The sequence below is a fragment of the Streptomyces sp. NPDC002490 genome (assembly GCF_040296045.1).
Classification (GTDB): Bacteria; Actinomycetota; Actinomycetes; order Streptomycetales; family Streptomycetaceae; genus Streptomyces.
The window spans coordinates 153,197-173,778 of sequence record NZ_JBEOWM010000008.1; the positions used below are offsets into that span (position 1 = coordinate 153,197).

11 protein-coding genes are annotated in these 20,582 nt (G+C 74.9%); 7 read left to right on the plus strand and 4 right to left on the minus strand.

Features of this window, described 5'->3' with window-relative positions; all coding sequences use genetic code 11:
- Positions 1-7: 7 nt before the first annotated feature.
- Positions 8-271 (minus strand): hypothetical protein, encoded by a 264-nt coding sequence (locus tag ABT092_RS07765; RefSeq protein WP_351240931.1) that lies wholly within the window; start codon positions 269-271, stop codon positions 8-10.
- A 216-nt stretch (positions 272-487) separates the two neighbouring features.
- Between ABT092_RS07765 and ABT092_RS07770 the strand changes: the two genes are divergently transcribed.
- The 4 genes from ABT092_RS07770 to moeZ all read left to right on the plus strand — a co-directional run bounded on the left by ABT092_RS07770 (position 488) and on the right by moeZ (position 6,468).
- Positions 488-1,540 (plus strand): alpha/beta fold hydrolase, encoded by a 1,053-nt coding sequence (locus ABT092_RS07770; protein ID WP_351240933.1) that lies wholly within the window; start codon positions 488-490, stop codon positions 1,538-1,540.
- Positions 1,541-1,692: 152 nt separating this feature from the next.
- Positions 1,693-3,066 carry a DUF3152 domain-containing protein gene (locus ABT092_RS07775; RefSeq protein ID WP_451364141.1) on the plus strand — a complete coding sequence of 458 codons (1,374 nt, stop codon included), beginning with the start codon at positions 1,693-1,695 and terminating at the stop codon, positions 3,064-3,066.
- 823 nt (positions 3,067-3,889) lie between these two features.
- Positions 3,890-4,852, plus strand: coding sequence for an NAD-dependent epimerase/dehydratase family protein (locus ABT092_RS07780; protein ID WP_351240935.1), 963 nt, complete (start codon positions 3,890-3,892; stop codon positions 4,850-4,852).
- A gap of 437 nt (positions 4,853-5,289) precedes the next feature.
- Positions 5,290-6,468, plus strand: a complete 1,179-nt coding sequence (gene moeZ, locus ABT092_RS07785; protein ID WP_351240937.1) for an adenylyltransferase/sulfurtransferase MoeZ — start codon at positions 5,290-5,292, stop codon at positions 6,466-6,468.
- A gap of 287 nt (positions 6,469-6,755) precedes the next feature.
- Here moeZ and ABT092_RS07790 read toward each other — a convergent pair whose 3' ends face one another.
- The 3 genes from ABT092_RS07790 to ABT092_RS07800 all read right to left on the minus strand — a co-directional run bounded on the left by ABT092_RS07790 (position 6,756) and on the right by ABT092_RS07800 (position 13,094).
- On the minus strand, positions 6,756-8,282 hold the full coding sequence (locus ABT092_RS07790) for an alpha/beta hydrolase (RefSeq protein ID WP_351240939.1): 1,527 nt from the start codon (positions 8,280-8,282) through the stop codon (positions 6,756-6,758).
- Between the two features lie 149 nt (positions 8,283-8,431).
- The gene (locus ABT092_RS07795) at positions 8,432-9,976 is read right to left on the minus strand and encodes an alpha/beta hydrolase (protein ID WP_351240941.1); all 1,545 of its coding nucleotides are present in this window, start codon (positions 9,974-9,976) and stop codon (positions 8,432-8,434) included.
- Positions 9,977-10,160: 184 nt separating this feature from the next.
- Positions 10,161-13,094 carry a lysylphosphatidylglycerol synthase domain-containing protein gene (locus ABT092_RS07800; RefSeq protein ID WP_351240943.1) on the minus strand — a complete coding sequence of 978 codons (2,934 nt, stop codon included), beginning with the start codon at positions 13,092-13,094 and terminating at the stop codon, positions 10,161-10,163.
- Between the two features lie 161 nt (positions 13,095-13,255).
- Between ABT092_RS07800 and ABT092_RS07805 the strand changes: the two genes are divergently transcribed.
- From ABT092_RS07805 to ABT092_RS07815, 3 genes are all read left to right on the plus strand, one after another.
- Positions 13,256-13,678: an MGMT family protein gene (locus tag ABT092_RS07805; RefSeq protein ID WP_351240945.1), complete on the plus strand. Its 423-nt coding sequence runs from the start codon at positions 13,256-13,258 to the stop codon at positions 13,676-13,678.
- A gap of 101 nt (positions 13,679-13,779) precedes the next feature.
- Positions 13,780-17,082, plus strand: a complete 3,303-nt coding sequence (locus ABT092_RS07810) for an ATP-dependent helicase (protein WP_351240947.1) — start codon at positions 13,780-13,782, stop codon at positions 17,080-17,082.
- Between the two features lie 61 nt (positions 17,083-17,143).
- Positions 17,144-20,578 (plus strand): ATP-dependent helicase, encoded by a 3,435-nt coding sequence (locus ABT092_RS07815; protein ID WP_351240949.1) that lies wholly within the window; start codon positions 17,144-17,146, stop codon positions 20,576-20,578.
- The last annotated feature ends 4 nt before the right edge of the window (positions 20,579-20,582 follow it).

The following is a 20,582-nucleotide window of genomic DNA, read 5'->3' on the forward strand; positions in this document are numbered from 1 at the left end:
CCCGGGGTCAGCGGTACTCGTCCTCGTTCAACTCCACGACCCGGGCCTGCTCCGCCCGGTCGCCCTCGTCGGCCGAAGCGGGATCGGCCCCCAGACGCGGATCGTCCCGCTCCGGCGCCAGGTCCGCACGCTGCTCCGCGGCGTCCGCCTCCGGCGCCTCCACCCCCAGGTCCTCCGGGGCGTCGGCGCGCCCGGCGGTGTCGGTCGGGTCCTCGGAGCCGTCCCGGGAACCATCGGAACCCGCGCGCCCGCGGTTGGTGGGGTCGGACATGCCGTCCTCCTCTTCTCCGTCGAACTCCCGGCCGGAGGGCCTCCGGGCGCTCCTCCCGCACCACGATCCAGACGGGCCCGCTCCGGTCCGGCCCCCGGCAGCGAGGGCGCACGCCCTCCGCTCGTCGGGAGCACTGAGCGCTCGTACGCCCACGCTACGCCGATCTGTGACGCCGAACACGCCGAGCCAGGCGTGATCCTCTCGTAACATTGCCGCATGTCTACGTCCGAGCCCCCGCAGCTGGCCACTGCGGCCGTGCCCCGGGTCGGTGCGGTCAGGGCCGGGGAAGGGGAACGGCTGCGCGCCGTCGAACTCCCCGGACTCTCCCTCACCGTCCGCTCGCGGTCCACCGCCGGACCCGGTCGCCCGCCCGCCCTCTACGTGCACGGACTCGGCGGTTCCTCGCAGAACTGGTCCGCGCTGATGCCGCTGCTCGACGACGTGGTGGACGGAGAGGCACTCGACCTCCCCGGCTTCGGCGATTCTCCGGCACCGTCCGACGGCGCCTACTCCGTCACCGCGCACGCCCGTGCCGTGATCCGGTACCTCGACTCCGCCGGACGGGGCCCCGTCCACCTCTTCGGCAACTCGCTGGGGGGCGCGATCAGCACCCGGGTGGCCGCCGTCCGCCCCGACCTGGTCCGCTCGCTCACCCTGGTCTCCCCGGCACTGCCGGAACTGCGCGTCCAGCGCACCGCCCTCCCCACCGCGCTGCTGGCCGTCCCCGGCGCCGCCGCCCTGTTCACCCGACTGACCAGGAACTGGACGGCGGAACAACGGGTGCGCGGGGTGCTGGACCTGTGCTGGGGCGACCCGGGGCGGGCCACGCCCGAGGGCTTCGCCGCCGCCGTCGCGGAGATGGAGCACCGGCAGACGCTGCCGCACTTCTGGGACGCCATGGCCCGCACCACCCGGGGCCTCGTCGACGCCTACACCCTCGGCGGACAGCACGGGCTGTGGCGGCAGGCCGAGCGGGTGCTCGCGCCGACCCTGCTCGTCTACGGCGGACGCGACCGCATGGTGGCGCCGCGCATGGCCGAACGGGCGGCCCGCACCTTCCGCGGCTCGCGCCTGCTGACCCTGCCGGACGCCGGGCACGTCGCGATGATGGAGTACCCCGACCACGTCGCCGCCGCCTTCCGCGACCTCCTCAAAGACATCGCGCGGGCCCCGGACGCACCCGGTCCGGGGCCCCGTCACGACGGGAACCGCACCGTTGTGGCACCCTCCGGTAGGGACGAGTCCGCCGACGCGCAGACGGGGAGCTGAGACGCCGCGTGGGACGCCACAGCCGCAAGGGACCTCCGGCGAAGCCCGGGAGGACCACCACGCCTCCCGCCGCCCCGCCGACCCCGGAACCCCCGGCCGGCGGGACGGGCGCCGCCGCGCCCCGGTACGCCCCGCGGCCCGAGCCCCGACCGATGACGCCGTACCCCCCCTACGCGGGCCCGCACGGCACCCCGGCGCAGGGCGTCCCCCGGCATCCGGACGTGCGGGGCGGGCACCCCGAACAGCACGAGGCGGGAGGCGGTTGGGGCGCCCTGCCCGACCCGCCCGGCACCGCAGGGCACCAGCACCGCGTCCCCGGCCCGCGGCAGGAGTACCTCGACGCCTTCGCCGCCACCCCCCACGACGGCCGGGGCGGACCGGGCCGGGGGGCCCCGCTGCTCCGGGCGCCCTACAGCTCTGGCCCGTACGCACCCGCCGCCGGCGCGCCCCCCGCCGGCGCACAGGCTCGGCGCGCGCCCGGCACCAGCGCCCCCGCCGATCCCTACGCCTCCGTCACCCAGTGGGACCCCGTCGACCCGGCGGAGGTCCACGGGGACCACGAGGGCGACCCGAGCGAGGGGCCCGGCGGGTCGGGTCGGGGCGGCTCCGGCGGACGGGGCGGACCCCGCGGCGCGGTGCCACCGCCCCGGCACCCCGAGGACGAGCCCCGGCGCCGCCCCGCGGGCACCCCGAGCCGCGGCGGCAAGGGCCGCACCTTCACCGGGATCGCCGCCGCCGCGGTGACCACGGTCCTCGCCGTGGTCGTCGCCGGCCAGGTCACCGAGCAGAACGGGGTGCGCACCGACCGCACCAGCACCACCGGCGGGACCGACCGTCAGGACGGTGACCCGCCCTCGCGCTCCGACACCCGCTCCGTCCCCGCCGACCGGCCCGCCGCCGCGGACCCACCGGTCGCCCGGAAGCCGACCTACGGCCAGCAGATGGGGCGCACCTACGAGCTGGACCCGGAACTGGCCGGCTCGGGCGCCTTCGAGGCGGTCTCCGGCTTCGCGAAGGCACCGGGCCGGGGGAAGCTCTTCCGCTACCGGGTGGACGTGGAGGAGGGACTCGGCCTGGACGGCGGGCTCTTCGCCGAGGCGGTGCACAAGACCCTCAACGACAACCGCAGTTGGGCCCACGGGGGCGGTCGCGCCTTCGAACGGGTCTCCTCCGGGACGGCCGACTTCGTGATCACCCTGGCGAGCCCGGGAACCACAGGAGCCTGGTGCGCCAAGTCCGGCCTCGACGTCACCATCGACAACGTGTCGTGCGACTCGGCCTCCACCGAGCGCGTGATGATCAACGCCTACCGCTGGGCGCAGGGCTCCGAGACCTACGGCGACGACCGCATCCACGCCTATCGTCAGATGCTCATCAACCACGAGGTCGGCCACCGGCTGGGCTTCAACCACGTGAGCTGCCAGACGGACGGCGCCCTGGCTCCCGTGATGCAACAGCAGACGAAGTTCCTGGAGCACGAAGGCATCCGTTGCCGGGCCAACCCCTGGGCCTTCCCGGAGGGTTGAGCACCCGTCAACAACACGCCGCAGGGGGTCCGAACGTGACCCCTCGTGGTCGAGAAGATCCATAGCGCGAGAAAACGCTTCCCGCCCAGGAAAGTTACGTCCGTTCACCCCTTTTGGTGGTGCGACGGACAACCGTCCGCCGTACGGCCCGCCCGTCCGCATACGTTCGTCCCGCTGCGGGCCGCCGAACGACGGAGGCCCCCCAGACGGGAACCGGGGGTGTACGGGTGCGGATCGGAAGGCTCGTCGAGGACGACACCCCGTCGGCGACCGCTGCGCGGCGGCCCGTCCCCCCCCGCCCGGTCCGTGACGCCTCCGTGCCCGGCGAGGGGAACGCGCAGCGGCACCGCGGAGTGCCCCGGCGGTTCGTTCGGCGCCCCCGCGCACACCCGGCAGCGGCGTGCGCACCCGGCGCGGGCCACCCGCAGGGCGCGAACGGCACGATCCTCCGCACCCCTGCGCCCGGCACCGCCCGGGTGCAGGCGGGCCGGCGGCCCGTGCCGGCGGCGGGAAGGGGCACCACCGGCCCGGGGCAAAGGGGCGGACCACCGGAGGCGCCGACCGCCGAACGGGTGGCACGGCTGAGGTCCACCCTTCAGAAGGACCGTTTCGGCAATGCCGGCCCCCGGACCGGTGGGCCGGGCCCCGTCCGCGTTCCGCGCCCCTCCCGCACTCGCCAGGCCCCTCCCGGCACCCCCGGACTCCACCCCCCACCCCCTCCCGCGTGGCCGACACCGCGGGCGTTCCCGTACGGCACCACCCCTGAAGGAGAAAGCGAGATGACCACCCTCCGATCCGGAGACCACGTACCTGGAGGCGCCCGATGAGAGTGCTGCTGATCGGAGCCGGCGGGTACCTCGGGCGCTTCGTCGCCGACCGGCTCATCGCGGACCCGGCCGTCCAGCTCACCGCCCTCGGGCGCGGCGACGACGCCGATGTGCGCTTCGACCTCGCCACCGGTAGCCCCGGGGCGCTGACCAGGTTCTTCGACGCCGTCCACCCCGGAGTCGTCATCAACTGCGCCGGTGCGACCCGGGGCGGCGCCCGCGAGCTGATCCGACACAACACGGTCGCCGTCGCCACCGTCTGCGAAGCCCTGCGGCGCAGCAGGTGCGGTGCCCGACTGGTGCAGATCGGCTGCGGCGCCGAGTACGGCCCCAGCCAGCCCGGCTCCTCGACGGCCGAGGACGCCGTGCCCCGGCCGGGCGGCCCGTACGGCGTCAGCAAGCTCGCCGCCACCGAGCTGGTCCTCGGCTCCGGCCTCGATGCCGTGGTCCTGCGGGTCTTCTCGCCCGCCGGGCCCGGCACCCCCGCGGGTTCGCCGCTCGGACGGCTTGCGGAGGCCATGCGGCGGGCCATGCAGGCCGGGGACGGCGAGTTGAAGCTCGGCGGCCTCGGCGCGCAGCGCGACTTCGTGGACGTGCGCGATGTGGCGCGGGCCGTGCACGCCGCCTCCCTGTCCGCGGCGCAGGGCGTGGTCAACATCGGCTCCGGTCGTGCCGTGCGGCTGCGGGACGCCGCCGCCGTCCTCGCCCGGGTCGCCGGGTACGGGGGGGCGCTCCACGAGCTGGACGCGCCGTCGGTGCCGCTGCGCTCCCCCCTCGGGCACCCGCGCTCCGACCCGGACCACCAGCTCCTCCCGGCCGCCTACCCCTATCCGGACGGGTGCGGGAGCTGGCAGCAGGCCGATGTCCGTACGGCTCGCGACCGGCTGGGCTGGCGGCCGCGGATCAACCTGGAGGAGTCGCTCGCCGACATCTGGATGGAGGCGGCGTGCCGCATCTGACCGGGGCCCGGCGGGGGGTCGTCGGCTCTGCCCGCGCGGCGGGCCCGTCCGTCCGCCACGGCCGGGCGGGGGACCGCATGCCGGTCGGCGGTCGCGGCGCGGTCGTGGTCGTGGTCGGGCACGGGCACGGGGTGTGCGGGCGGGGGAGTGCCCGCCGGAACGCTTCTGCCGCTCCGGCGTCTCCGGCCCGCCGCCGCACGGCGACCGGTCCGGGGACGTCGCGTCCCGTCCACGACTGCGTCCCCGCAGCGCTCACCGGCCCGGTTCCGGCGTGGCGACCGGGCCGTTCGACGGGGTGCGACGGGGTGCCGCCGGGGCGTGCCCGGAGACTGGGACGGAATCGTCTCGCGGGTCGGAACAGGTGTCTCGGAATGAAGAAGCGCGTGGCAGTGTTACTCGCAGAACAACCTTCCGAAATATCGACCAACGGAGTGTCCGTGTCGTTGCCACCCCTGGTAGAGCCAGCTTCTGAGCTCACCGTCGACGAGGTCCGCAGGTACTCCCGCCACCTGATCATTCCGGATGTCGGGATGGACGGGCAGAAGCGGCTGAAGAACGCGAAGGTGCTCTGTGTCGGCGCCGGTGGGCTCGGTTCCCCGGCGCTCATGTACTTGGCCGCGGCGGGCGTCGGCACGCTCGGCATCGTGGAGTTCGACGAGGTCGACGAGTCGAACCTGCAACGTCAGATCATCCACAGCCAGTCGGACATCGGCCGTTCCAAGGCGGAGTCCGCCCGCGACAGCGTCCTGGGCATCAACCCGTACGTCGAGGTCGTCCTCCACGAAGAGCGGCTCGAAGCCGACAACGTGATGGACATCTTCAGCCAGTACGACCTGATCGTGGACGGCACGGACAACTTCGCCACCCGCTACCTGGTCAACGACGCGTGCGTGCTGCTCAACAAGCCGTACGTGTGGGGCTCGATCTACCGCTTCGACGGCCAGGCCTCGGTCTTCTGGAGCGAGCACGGCCCGTGCTACCGGTGCCTGTACCCCGAGCCGCCGCCGCCGGGCATGGTGCCCTCCTGCGCCGAGGGCGGCGTGCTGGGCGTGCTGTGCGCGTCCGTCGGTTCGATCCAGGTCACCGAGGCGATCAAGGTGCTGACCGGCACCGGCGAGCCGCTGGTCGGCCGTCTGATGATCTACGACGCCCTGGAGATGCAGTACCGCCAGGTCAAGGTCCGCAAGGACCCCAACTGCGCGGTCTGCGGCGAGAACCCCACCGTCACCGAACTCATCGACTACGAGGCCTTCTGCGGCGTCGTGTCCGAGGAGGCCCAGGCGGCGGCGGCCGGTTCGACGATCACTCCCAAGCAGTTGAAGGAGTGGATCGACGAGGGCGAGGACATCGAGATCATCGACGTCCGCGAGCCGGGCGAGTACGAGATCGTCTCCATCCCGGGCGCCAAGCTGATCCCCAAGAACGAGTTCCTGATGGGCTCCGCCCTGGAGTCCCTGCCGCAGGACCGGAAGATCGTCTTGCACTGCAAGACGGGTGTCCGCAGTGCGGAGGTCCTCGCCGTGCTGAAGTCGGCCGGTTTCGCGGACGCCGTCCACGTCGGTGGCGGGGTCATCGGTTGGGTCAACCAGATCGAGCCCAGCAAGCCGGTGTACTGACCCCTCCGTCCGCCGCCCGGACCGGGCCCGGCGGGCACCGGACCGCGGGGCGGGCACCGCGCCATGACGAGCATCGGGTCCCCACAGCTTCGGGTGTGGGGACCCGATGCCGTTGTCGTTGGGGTGGGGGCCCTCCCCCTCCCCTCCCCTCCCCCCCACCCCCCCCGTTTGCGGTGGTGACCCGCTCGTGCGGCAGCCCGTCCGGGCCGGGCGGGCCCGCCCCGCCCGGCCCGCCGGCCCGGGCGTGTGTCGGGACCCGCGCTCCGACGGGGTTCGGCGCGGTCGGGTCAGGAGCAGACGGTGCCGTCCTTCGGCGCCCGCCCGTCCAGCAGGTAGCCGTTCACCGCGTCGTCGACGCAGCTGCTCCCGTTGCCGTAGGCGCCGTGTCCTTCGCCCTTCCAGGTCATCAGTACGCCGACGTCCTCGCCGAGCCCGTCCGCCATGCGGGCCGCGCCCTCGTACGGGGTCGCCGGGTCTCCGGTGTTGCCGATCACGAGGATCGGCGCGGCTCCCGGGGCGCTCACCTCGGACCGCTCCTGGAGACCGGGCACCGGCCACTGGTGGCACCAGCCGGCGGTGTCCCAACCGAGGAACTCGCCGAACACCGGCGATATCTTCCGGAACTCCTCCAGCGAGGCCCGGGCCTGCTCCGCGGTGGTGCGGTCCTTGGCGTCGCGGCAGGAGATGGCGCGCTGGGAGTGGCTCTGGGTGCTGTAGCGCCCCGCTTCGTCGCGCTCGTTGTACATGTCGGCCAGGGCGAGGAGGGGGGCTCCGTCCCCCTCCTCGGCGGCCTCCAGGGCCTCGGTGAGCGCGGGCCACGACTGCTCGCTGTAGAGGGTGATGACGATGCCTATCGTCGCCAGGGTCTGGGTCAGCTCGCGTTCGCCGCCGGTGGGGAGCGGGTCGGCGTCGATGCGGCGCAGCAGGTCCGCTATCGCCCGGCTGCCTTCCGCGGGGTCCTCGCCCCGGTCCTCAAGGTAGTTGTCCAGGGCGCGTTGGAAGCCCCGCGCCTGGTTCTTCGCCTGGGTGACGCCGTCCGCGGAGGGGTCCACCACCGCGTCGAAGACCAGTCGTCCCACCCGCTTCGGGAAGAGGTGGGCGTAGGCGCCGCCGAGTTGGGTGCCGTAGGAGACGCCGAAGTAGTGGAGTTCCTCGTCGCCCAGGACCTGGCGCAGTAGGTCCATGTCCCGTGCCGTGTTGTCGGTGGACAGATGGGCGAGCAGGGGGCCGGCGCCCTGCTCGCAGCCGGCTGCGAAGTCGGCCGCGTCCGCGAGGAAGGCCTGCTCCTCGGGGCCGTCGTCGGGGGTGAGGTCGACCCGTTCGGCGGCGCCGATCTTCTGGTCGGACCGGCAGCGCACGCCCTCGCTGGCGCCGACCCCGCGCGGGTCGAAGCTGACCAGGTCGTACCGCTGCTGGAGGGCTTCGTAGCCGGGGGCGAAGCCCGGCAGCATGGAGACGCCGGAGCCGCCGGGCCCGCCGAAGTTGAAGACCAGGGAGCCGATGCGGGAGTCCTTCTCCCGGGCGGCCGTGCGGATCAGGGCGATGTCGATCGTCGGGCCGTCGGGGTGGGCGTAGTCCAGCGGGACCTTGAGGTCGGCGCACTGCCAGGAGTCGTCGGGTGCCGGGGCGTCCCCGGAGGCGGGGCAGTCGGACCACGCCGGTTGCTGTCCGGTCAGGGCCGCGGGCAGTCCGCCGCCGGCCGGATCGGCGGCGGAGGGGCGGGCGGACCGGTCGTCGCCCGCGCCGGTGCCGCTGCACCCGGCGATCATCACGGCACCGGCGAGCAGCGCCGTCGACCGTACCCAACGGGTCATGACCTTCCCCCTCCACGAACGGTCCGGCCATAGTAGGCAGGAGCGGGCGGCGCCCGCTGGGCCTGTGGATAACTTCTGGCATGTCCAGGTAAGTCCTGGTGGGGCGGGGCCGGACGCCCGCGGGACAGGCGGGCCGGGGGTGCGGTGGCTCACGGGCAGACCGTGCCCTTCGGGGGAACAGTCCCGTTCAGCAGGTAGCCGTCCACCGCCTCGCGGACACAGGGGTCCCCGCTGTCGTACGCCCCGTGTCCCTGCCCCCGGTAGGTGAGTTCGACGCCGACGCCCGGGCCGAGGGCCTCCACCATCCTGCGGGTTCCCTCGTACGGGGTGGCCGGGTCGCCGGTGTTGCCGACGACCAGGATCGGCGCCGCCCCGGGCGCACTCACCTCGGGGTGGTCCGCCGCGCCCGGGACGGCCCAGTCGGTGCAACTGACCATGGACCAGGCGAGGTAGTCCCCGAACACCGGGGAGGCGGCGCGGAACGCCGGCAACCTGGCCTCGACGTCCGCCGGGGCGTACCGGGGCTTGTCGTCGGCGCAGTTGATCGCCACGTTGGCGGCCTGGATGTTGCTGTAACGGCCGTCCTCGTTGCGCCCGTTCATCGCGTCGGAGAGCGCCAGCAGGAGCTTGCCGTCCCCGTCGTACGCCTGTTGCAGCCCTTCCGTCAGGTACTCCCAGAAGTCCTGCGAGTACAGGGCCTGGGCGATTCCGCCGGTGGCGGCGGTCTGGGTGAGCTCACGGGGGAACAGCGCCGGCAGGGGCTTCTCCTCCAGGTCCCGCAGCAGTCGGGCGATGCGGTCCTGCACGTCCTGTGCGCTGTCGCCGACGGGGCACTCCTCGACCTGGGAGGTGCAGTGCTCGGCGAAGTTGTCGAGGGCCCGCTGGAAGCCCCGGGTCTGGCCGAGCGCGCCCTGCTCGGGGTCCTGCGTCGGGTCGACCACCGCGTCGAACACCGCCCGGCCCACCTCCTTCGGGAACAGGTGCGCGTACACCCCGCCCAGTTCCGTGCCGTAGGAGATGCCGAAGTAGTGGAGTGCGTCGTCGCCGAGCACCCGGCGCATCAGGTCCAGGTCGCGGGCCGCGTCCGGGGTGCCCACGTGCGGCAGCACCCTGCCGGACCGGTCCTCGCAGGCGGTGTTGAAGGTGCGGGTGCGCGCCACCAGCTCCCGCTGTTCGGTCGGATCGTCGGGGGTGGCGTCCTGCTGGAAGTACCGGTCGAGCTGCTCGTCGTCCTCGCAGGTCACCCCGGCGCTCCGGCCGACCCCGCGCGGGTCGAAGCTGACCAGGTCGTAGCGGGTGCGCAGGGTCTCGTACTCGCCTTCGAAAGCGGGCAGGGCGGTCACCCCGGAGCCGCCGGGCCCGCCGAAGTTGAAGATCAACGATCCGATGCGTTCGCTCGGCGGGCCGCTCGTCCGGGCCCGGATCAGGGCGAGGTCGACGGTGTCGCCGCCGGGGTCGTCCCAGTCGAGCGGGGCCTTGAGGGCGGCGCACTGCCACAGCTCCCCGTCCGGCAGCGGGGACGGTGCCGGACCGCCGCCTTCGGCCGCGGAGGGCTTGGGGCAGTCGGCCCACCGGAGCTGCTGCGCCGCGGGGTCGTCCGGGGGGTCCTCGTCGCCGCAGGCCGTGGCCGTCGCGGAGAACAGCACGACGCACGCGGCCAGCGCGACCGCCCGCCGGGGGAGGGGCTTGGGCATGCTCCCATCCTGGGCGCGCGGCCCACGGGGCGCGCGGGGCGGGAGCCGAGCGAGTGACCCGCGCCCGACAACCCGTCGGGCGCGGGCGCGCGCTCCGCTGCCCGGGCGCCCGACCGTGGGCACCCGCCGGAGCGGTCGTCCCCGTGCGCCGGCGGGTGCGGTGCCGATGCGGACGGGAGACGGGTCAGAGCGCGCCCTTGCGGGTCAGATGGTTGAAGAACAACCAGCCCGGCAGCACCGGCAGCCACAACGTCAACAACCGGTACAGCAGCACCGCGGGGGCGGCCACCTCCGGGGCCAGCCCCACCGCGATCAGGCCGAACGTCAGCGTCGCCTCCACCGCCCCCACACCGCCCGGGGTCGGTGCCGCGGACCCCAGGGCGTTGCCGGCCAGGAACACCACCGCCACGCTGGCCAGGCTCAGCGAGGCGGTGTCGCCGCCGAAGGCCCGGATCGAGGCGTCCAGGCACATCACGAAGCACGCGGTGAGCAACAGCATCCCGCCGATGCCGGTGACCAGCTTCTGCGGGCGCTGGAGAACGTCCAGCATGCGCGGCACCACCCCCGCGAACAGCGACCGCAGCCGGGTGAGCACGAACTTCCGCAGGAACGGGATCGAGGTCACCACCAGCACCAGGACGGCGACCGTCAACAGCCCGGCGATCACCGTCCGCGAGGGCGACAGCGAGGGCGTCTTCTCGGTGCCCGTCAGATAGCCGAAGGCCAGCAGCAGCAGGATGTGCGCACCGAGCCCGAACAGCTGCGAGGCGCCCACACTGGCGACCGCGAGCCCCGGTCGCACCCCCGAGCGCTGGAGGAAACGGGTGTTGAGCGCCACCCCGCCGACCGCGGCCGGTGCCACCAGCTTCACGAACGACCCGGCGACCTGGGCGGCGACGGTGCGCAGGAACGGCACCCGCTCCGGGACGAAGCCGAGCAGGCTCATGGCCGCGGCGAAGTAGCTCAACGCCGAGAAGAGCACGGCCGCCGCGACCCACCCCCAGTGCGCTTCGACGATCGTCCCGAAGTCGGTCTGAGTGAGCTGCGACAGCAGGAAGTAGGCGCCGACCGCACCGGCCAGGATGCTGATCAGGGTGCGCGCTCTGATGCGCTCCAGACGCGCCGGCTCCACCGGCGCCTGCGGGCGGATGCGCAGCACCTGGTGGCGGATCTGGGTGAGCAGGTCCTCCTCGCGGGCCTCCTCCAGGGCGTCGTCCAGGGCCCGCTTCTCGGCCTGCTTCTCCGCCCGCAGCGACTTCTTCTGCGCCAGCCGGTCGGCGGGTCGGGCGGGCTTCCCGTCCCGTCCCGGCGCACCCCCGCCCGGTTCCGTGCCGGAGACCTCCCCGGTCGGGCCCCCGGCGGCCGCGGCGGCGGCCTCCACCCGTTCCTGCTTCGCCCTGCGGGAGGCTTCGAGGACGGCCTCGCGCTCCCGCTGGGAGCGTTCCCTGGCGAGCTTGCGCAGCGTGCCGCGGGTGCGGCGGGTCAGGGCGATGGGCTGGAGCAGCGGCAGGCAGTCCGCCACCAGGTCCGGCCCCAGCACGGCGACCGCCGAGGCCACCGACCGCTCGGCGCCCACCCGCAGCCCCAGGGTCGTCAGCAGCTGCGCGACGTCCATCCGCAGCACCAGATCGCCCGCCGCGATCTCACCGCCCCGCAGGTCGGACAGGATCACCGTGCCGGAACGATCCACCAGGATCGCGTCACCCGCCAGCCTGCGGTGCGCGATCCGACGCGACTGGAGCGCCCGCACCTGACGCCAGGTGTCGTGCAGCAGGGCGTCGGTGATGTCCGCGTCGGGCAGCGAGTCCAGGGTCCGCCCACCGGTGTGCTCGTACACCAGCATCACCGCGTCCGGACCCAACTCCGAGGTGGCGATCAGCTTCGGCGCGTTGGCCCCCGCGGCGATCGCCGCGTACGCCAGCAGGGCCTCCTGCTCCAGGGCCTGGCGCAGCGACTGGAGGCTGCGCCGCGTGGTGATGCCCCGCAAGGTCATCCGCCGCCACACCCGGTAGAAGAACCCGTGCGCCTGCTGCTCCCGGTCCACCACGGTGACGTCGAGCGGCCGGCCCTCCTCCAGGGTGACGAAGTACCGTCTGCCGCGGTCCCCGCTGTCGGAGCCCTCGCCGTCCGCGCCCACCTCCTCGCGGGCCGCGCTCACCGGACGGAAGCCGACCCGGCGCAGCCCCGCCAGCAGCGTCTGCCCGGTGGGACGGACATTGGGCGAGCCGACCGTGTACAGCGTCCCGTAGGCGACGGTCCAGCCGATGAGGACCGTCAGGATGATCGAGAACGGGGTGGTGTAGCCGGTGACGAGCATGGCGAACGCGTCGAGCAGCAGCACCACCCACAGCACCACCCGCCACCGGGGCCGGCGGGACATCCCGACCGCCGTCATGTAGGCGATGACCGGGGCCAGGTAGCCGTGCACCGGATCGGTGAGCGCGGTGAGGTCGGCGGGCGACGGCCGGGTCAGCGCGTCCTGGATGGTCCGCGGCGCCGCCTCGGCGACCCACAGGTCCGTGGCGAGGGTCACCCCGTGCGCGAGCACCGCGGCCAGCACCCCGTCGGCGATCCGCAGCCCGTCCCGTTTGACCAGCCGCTCGACGGCGAAGGCGACCGGCACCAGCAGGACCGCGATGCTGGACGCCAAGCCGGCGAACTTGATCAGCAGGTCGGGCGCCTCGTCGGTGCCCTTGCTGATGTCCTGTTCGAGTCCCGCGGTGGTGCCGTGCGCGAACGTGGCGATCGCCAGCACCACCGCGATGGCGAGGACCCCGACGAGCAGCCGCATCAGATCGGACGGACGATGCACCCGGGCGGGGAGCAACGGCTCGTCGCCCTCCACCTCGTCCGCGTAGGTGCCGGCGGCCCGGGCCAACGCGTCCGCGTCGGCCCCCTCCGCCGTGTCGTCGCGGTCGGCGGACCCGGGCTCCGCGCCCTCGGGCGCCCCGGCCGCGTCACCGGCCCCGCCCTCGCCCCCGGGCGGGTTCTCGTCGGAATCCTCGTGCGCCTTCAGGGGCCGCTCTCCGGTGTCGGGGCGCGCCGACCCGCCGGAGGTGCCCGACCCCTCGGGGTGCACATCCGGACGTTCCGCCGCGCCTTCTTGTTCTCGTATCACCAGTCACCGCCCCCTCGATCCTGGCATGCCCGCACGTCGGAACGGGGCATCAGGGTGCGATCGGGGGGCACGCGGGCCTCCTCACCCGCCGTCCGTGGGCCGTGCGCCCGGACGCCCGCGCGCCCGCCGCACTGTCGGTGGTGTGGGGCAGGATAGGGCGGATGAACGAGGAGAGCCGCCCGGCGGACGCACCCGCCGAACCCCCCGAGGTCCCCCCGGACGGCGGGGACGCGGCCGACGGCACGCACCCCCCGTACGCGGACCGGGTCCTGGACGTCGCCGACCTGATCCCGCCCGGCCGGGTGATGACCTACGGCGACGTCGCCGAGTGGCTCGACGAGGGCGGCCCGCGCCAGGTCGGCCGGGTCATGGCCCGCTACGGCGACGCCGTGCCCTGGTGGCGCGTGGTCCGCGCGGACGGCGTGCCGCTGCCCGGCCACGAACGGGACGCCCTCGGCCACTACCGCGCCGAAGGGACCCCGCTGCGCACCCCCGGCGGCTCCGCCACCGGACACCCCCGGATCGACATGCGGCGCGCCCGCTGGGACGGGCGCCCCACCGATGCGCCCGCGCACCCGACGTGAGGGCCGCGCACCGGTGACGGCGCCTCCGCCCCGGGCCCCGGCCGGGCCGAACGCCCCCGGCCGCACCCCCATCAGCACGACCACCAGGACCGGCGAACCACGTGAGCTCTCCCTCTTCCACCAGACGGCCGCCACAACCCCGCGCACGGCGCACGGGCAACGGAACCTACCGGCTGGTGCACACCGCACCCGCCCGGACCGCGCCCCCTCGTCTGGACGCAGCCCAGCGCGCCGTGGTTGATCACGGGACGGGCCCGCTGCTCGTCCTCGCCGGCCCCGGCACCGGCAAGACCACCACCCTCGTCGAAGCGGTCGCCGCCCGCACGGCCCGCGGCGACGACCCCGCACGCATCCTGGTGCTCACCTTCAGCCGCAAGGCCGCCGTCGAACTGCGCGACCGCATGGCCCTGCGCATCGGCGCCGCCCGCGCCCCGCAAGCCACCACCTTCCACTCCTTCTGCTACGCCCTGGTCCGCGCCCACCAGGACGCCGACCTGTTCGTGGAACCCCTGCGGCTGCTGTCCGGCCCCGAACAGGACGTCGCCGTCCGCGAACTCCTCGCCGGACAGATCGACCTCGAACGGGCCGGACTGCGCCACGTGCGCTGGCCCGAGGAGCTGCGCGCCTGCCTCACCACCCGGGGCTTCGCCGACGAGGTGCGCGCCGTCATCGCCCGCACCCGGGAACTCGGCCTGGCCCCCGCCGCCCTCGGCGACTTCGCCGCCCGCACCGGCCGCCCCGACTGGCGCGCCGCCGCCGCGTTCCTCGCCGACTACCTGGACGTCCTCGACCTCCAGGGCGTCCTCGACTACACCGAACTCGTCCACCGCGCGGTCCTCCTCGCCCGGCGCCCCGAGGTCGCCGCCGCCCTCGCCGCCCAGTACGACGCCGTCTACGTCGACGAGTACCAGGACACCGACCCCGCCCAGGTCCGCCTGCTCGACGCGCTCGCCGGCGGCGGACGCACCCTCGTCGCCTTCGGCGACCCCGACCAGTCGATCTACGCCTTCCGGGGCGCCGACGTCAACGGCATCCTCGACTTCCCCACCGCCTTCCGCCACCCGGACGGCACCCCCGCCCGCGTGCAGGTGCTCACCACCTCCCGGCGCTCCGGCACCGCCCTGCTCGCCGCCACCCGGCTGCTCACCCGACGCATGCCGCTGCCCCGACTGCCCGCCGACCGGGTGCGCGCCCACCGGGAGCTCACCGCGGTCCGCGACGGCGGCCGCGTCGAGGCGTACACCTACCCCACCCCCGGCACCGAACTCGACAACGTCGCCGACATCCTGCGCCGCGCCCACCTGGAGGACGGCGTGCCCTGGCGGGACATGGCCGTCCTGGTACGGGCCGGCGGACGCGGCATCCCCGGCCTGCGGCGCGCCCTCACCGCCGCCGGCGTGCCCCTCGACATCGACGGCGACGACCTGCCGCTGCGCCACGAACCCGCCGTCGCCCCCCTGCTGACCGCCCTCAAGGCGGTCGCCGAGGCCGCCCTGGGGGACCCCGCCGCCGACCAGGACCCCGCCCCCTGCTGGCTCGACACCGAGACCGCGCTCACCCTCCTCGCCTCCCCCCTCGCCGGCATGGACGCCGCCGACCTGCGCCGCCTGGGCCGCGCCCTGCGCGACGAGGAACGGGCCGCCGGCAACGCCCTGCCCGAACCCTCCGACGTCCTGCTCACCCGGGCGCTCGCCGCCCCCGAACGGCTCGTCGCCCACGACCCGGCGTACGCCCGCGGAGCACAGCAACTCGGCGCGCTCCTGCGCACCGCCCGTGAACGCCTCGCCGCCGGCGGCACCGCCGAGGAAGCCCTCTGGGACCTGTGGCAGGGCACCGGCTGGCCCGCACGCCTGGAACGCGCCGCCCGCCGCGGCGGCGCCGCCGGGCGCAACGCCGACCGCGACCTCGACGCCCTCTGCGCCCTCTTCGCGACCGCCGCCCGCGCCGAACGACGCACCGGCGGCCGCGGCGCCCTCAACTTCCTCGCCGAGACCGAAGCCGCCGACATCGCCGCCGACACCCTCACCCGGCGCGCGGTGCGCCCCGACGCGGTGCGCCTGATGACCGCCCACCGCGCCAAGGGCCTGGAATGGCGGCTCGTCGTCGTCACCGGGGTGCAGGAGGGGCTCTGGCCCGACCTGCGCCGCCGCGGCTCCCTCCTGGAAGCCGACCGCATCGGCCGCGACGGCCTCGCCGAACCCCTGCCCGCCGGCGCGCTCCTCGCCGAGGAACGCCGCCTGTTCTACGTGGCCGCCACCCGGGCCCGCGAACGCCTCGTCGTCACCGCCGTCAAGGCACCCGCCGACGACGGCGACCAGCCCTCCCGCTTCCTCACCGAACTCGGCGTCGAACCCCGCGACGTCACCGGCCGCCCCCGCCGCCCCCTCGCCGTCGCCCCGCTCGTCGCCGAACTGCGGGCCACCACCGTCGACCCGCACGCCTCCCCGGCCCTGCGGCAGGCCGCCGCCCGCCGCCTCGCCGCCCTCGCCGCCCTCGACGACGGCGAGGGCCGCCCCCTGGTGCCCACCGCCCACCCGGACCGCTGGTGGGGCATGGACGACCCCACCGACAACGCGGTGCCGCTACGGGACCGGGACCGTCCGGTCGCCCTCTCCGGCAGCGCCCTCGACCAACTCGCCCACACCTGCGCCCTCCAGTGGTTCCTGGGCCGCGAGGTCAAGGCCGACGCCCCCGCCACCGCCGCCCAGGGCTTCGGCAACGTCGTCCACGTCCTCGCCGACGAGGTCGCCTCCGGCCGCACCCCCGCCGACCTCGACGTCCTCATGGAACGCCTCGACTCCGTGTGGGACGCCCTCGCCTTCGACGCGCCCTGGAAGTCCGACCAGGAGCGGGAACACGCCCGTGCCGCCCTCGAACGCTTCCTCCACTGGCACGTCACCGACCGCGGCGGGCGCACCGCCGTCGCCAGCGAACACGACTTCGACGTGGTCCTCGACGCGGGCCCCTTCAGCGTCCGCGTCCGCGGCTCCATGGACCGCGTCGAACGCGACGACCGGGGCCGCGCCTACGTCGTCGACTTCAAGACCGGCAAACACGCCCCCTCCGCCGCCGACGTCGCCCGCCACCCCCAGCTCGCCGTCTACCAGCTCGCCGTGGCCGAAGGCGCCGTCGACGACGTCTTCGACGGGGCCCGCCCCGCCCCGGGCGGCGCGGAACTCGTCCACCTGCGGCAGGGCGCCGCCACCCGCGCCGGCGGCGACGGAACACCCAAGGTCCAGACCCAGGAACCGCCCTCCGGCCAGTGGATCGGCGACCTCCTGGCCACCGCCGCCGGCAAGGTCCTCGACGAACGGTTCTCCCCGACCACCGGCCAGCACTGCGGCCACTGCGCCTTCCGCGCCTCGTGCAGCGCCCGGCCCGAAGGACGGCACGTCGTGGAGTGACCGCGCCCCGCGGACCCCGGGACGGTCCGGGACGTCAGCGCCCGCGGTTAGCCTGATGCGTGTGCCCGCACGCATCACCGACCCCGAGCAGCTCAAGCGACTGCTCGGCATCCCGTTCACCCCGGAGCAGACGGCCTGCATCATCGCGCCGCCCGCCCCGCAGGTCATCGTGGCCGGAGCAGGCTCGGGCAAGACCACCGTCATGGCCGCCCGGGTGGTGTGGCTCGTCGGCACCGGACAGGTCGCCCCCGAACAGGTCCTCGGCCTGACCTTCACCAACAAGGCGGCCGGCGAACTCGCCGAACGCGTCCGCAAGGCCCTCGTCGCCGCCGGCGTCACCGACCCCGACACCCACCCCCCCACCGACCACCCGCCCGGCGAACCCGTCATCTCCACCTACCACTCCTTCGCCGGCCGCCTCCTCACCGACCACGGCCTGCGCATCGGCCTGGAACCCAGCACCCGGCTCCTCGCCGACGCCACCCGATTCCAACTCGCCGCCCGCGTCCTGCGCGAAGCCCCCGGCCCCTACCCGGCACTCGGCCGCTCCTTCCCCGACCTCGTCAGCGACCTGCTCGCCCTCGACGCCGACCTCGCCGAACACCTGGTCACCCCCGAAGCGCTCCGCGCCCACGACGCCGCCCTGCTGCACGCCCTCGACGGAACCCCGCTCACCAACGCCGACCTGCGCAAGGTCCCCGAAGCCGCCGCCGCCCGCCGCGACCTCGCCGCACTCGTCCTGCGCTACCGCACCGCCAAACGCAGCCGGGACCTCCTCGACTTCGGCGACCAGATCGCCCTCTCCGCGACCCTCGCCCGCACCCGCCCCGAAGTGGGCGGCATCCTGCGCGACGAGTTCCGCGTCGTCCTCCTCGACGAGTACCAGGACACCTCCGTCGCCCAGCGCATCCTGCTCTCCCACCTCTTCGGCGGCGGCACCGGACACCCCGTGACCGCCGTCGGCGACCCCTGCCAGGCCATCTACGGCTGGCGCGGGGCGTCCGTCGCCAACCTCGACGACTTCCCCCAGCACTTCGCCCACGCCGACGGCCGCCCCGCCACCCGCCACTCCCTCAGCGAGAACCGGCGCAGCGGCGGACGCCTGCTCGCCCTCGCCAACGACCTCGCCACCCCCCTGCGTGCCCGCCACGCCGGCGTCGAAGCCCTCCGCCCCGCCCCCGGCGCCGAACGCGACGGCACCGTCCGCTGCGCCCTGCTGCCCACCCACGCCGACGAGATCGCCTGGATCGCCGACACCCTCGCCCACCTGGTGCGCACCGGCACCCCGCCCGGCGAGATCGCCGTGCTGTGCCGCACCGCAGCCGACTTCGCCGACATCCAGGGCGCCCTCGTCGCCCGCGAGGTCCCCGTCGAGGTCGTCGGCCTGTCCGGACTGCTCCACCTGCCCGAGGTCGCCGACCTCGTCGCCGTCTGCGAAGTCCTCCAGGACCCCGGCGCCAACGCCTCCCTGGTCCGCCTGCTCACCGGCCCCCGCTGGCGCATCGGCCCCCGCGACCTCGCCCTCCTCGGACGCCGCGCCCGACTCCTGGTGCGCCGCACCGGCCCGGACGACACCGGCCCGGACCTCGACCGGCGCCTCGCCGAGGCCGTCGAAGGCGTCGACCCCGCCGAGATCATCTCCCTCGCCGACGCCCTCGACACCTTCCTCGAACAGCCCGCCGGCACCCCCGACGACGGGCTGCCCTTCTCCGCCGCCGCCCGCGTCCGCTTCGCCCGCCTCGCCACCGAACTGCGCGACCTGCGACGCTCCCTCGCCGACCCCCTCATGGACGTGCTGCACCGGGTCCTCGCCACCACCGGACTGGAAGTCGAACTCTCCGCCTCCCCGCACGCCCTGGCCGCCCGCCGCCGCGAGACCCTCGCCAACTTCCTCGACACCGCCGCCGCCTTCGCCGCCCACGACAAGGACGCCACCCTCCTCGCCTTCCTCGGCTTCCTGCGCACCGCCGCCCAGTACGAGAAGGGCCTCGACAACGCCCTGCCCGGCGGCGAGGACACCGTCAAGGTCCTCACCGCCCACAAGTCCAAGGGCCTCGAATGGGACGTCGTCGCCGTCCCCGGACTCGTCACCGGCACCTTCCCCAGTGCCCAGGGCCGCGACAAGTGGACCGCCCAGGGCAAGGTCCTCCCGCACGCCCTGCGCGGCGACGCCGACACCCTGCCCGAGGTCACCGACTGGACCGCCCGCGGCCTCAAGGCGTTCCACGAGGACATGAAGGACCACCAGCACACCGAGGAACTCCGCCTCGGCTACGTCACCTTCACCCGCCCCCGCCGCCTGCTGCTGGGCTCCGGCCACTGGTGGGGCCCCACCCAGAAGCGCACCCGCGGCCCCTCCGACTTCCTGCGCGCCCTGTACGACCACTGCGCCGCGGGCCACGGCGAGATCGAGGCGTGGGCCGACCGCCCCGGACCCGAGGACGAGAACCCCGCCCTCACCACCGCCACCACCGACCACGCCTGGCCCCTCCCGCTGGACCCGGAGGCCCAGGCCCGCCGCCGCGCCGCCGCCCGCACCGTCCGCGAGCACCTCGCCCGGGCCACCACGCCCCACCGCCCCCCGACCGGAGCCCCCCGGGCCGACGCGCACGACCCCGCCGGGGAACACGGCGACCCGGCCGACCCCAGCCACGAGCGCCCCCCCGGCGTCCCCCCGGCGCGCACCCCCCGGCGGGCGGCACCCGCGCACCACACCGCCGACGAGCCGCTCACCCCCGAGGAGGCCCGCACCCTCGCCTCCTGGGACCGCGACCTGAACTCCCTCACCGGGGAACTGCTGCGCGCCCGCGACCGCGTCACCGACGTCCCCCTGCCCGCCTCCCTCACCGCCACCCAACTCGTCCACCTCGCCGCCGACCCCGACGGGTTCGCCCGGGAGCTCGCCCGCCCCATGCCGCGCCCCCCGCAGCCCGCCGCCCGCCAGGGCACCCGTTTCCACGCCTGGGTCGAGTCCCGCTTCGAGGAACTCCGCCTGCCCCTGCTCGACCCCGACGACCTCCCCGGCGGCGAGGCCCAGATCGCCGACGAACGCGACCTGGAGACCCTGAAGGCCGCCTTCGAACGCACCCCCTACGCCCGTCGCACCCCGTACCGGGTCGAGGCCCCCTTCCAACTGGAACTGGCCGGCCGCGTCGTGCGGGGCCGCATCGACGCCGTCTACCGGCACCAGGACGGCCCCGACACCACCTACGAGATCGTCGACTGGAAGACCGGCCACGGCCGGGACGCCGACCCGCTGCAACTCGCCGTCTACCGGCTCGCCTGGGCCGAGCGGCACGGCATCCCCCCGGAATCGGTGATCGCGACGTTCCTGTACGTGCGCACCGGCGAGGCCGTGCGCCCCGCGCACCTCCCGGCCCGCGCCGAGTTGGAACGCCTCCTCGCCGCCCCCGACGAGGCCCCCGACCGTGACCCGGCCCACACCCCGCCCCCGCCCGGGCCACCGCGGACCGGACCCGCCCCGGCGGCCGGCTAGGCTC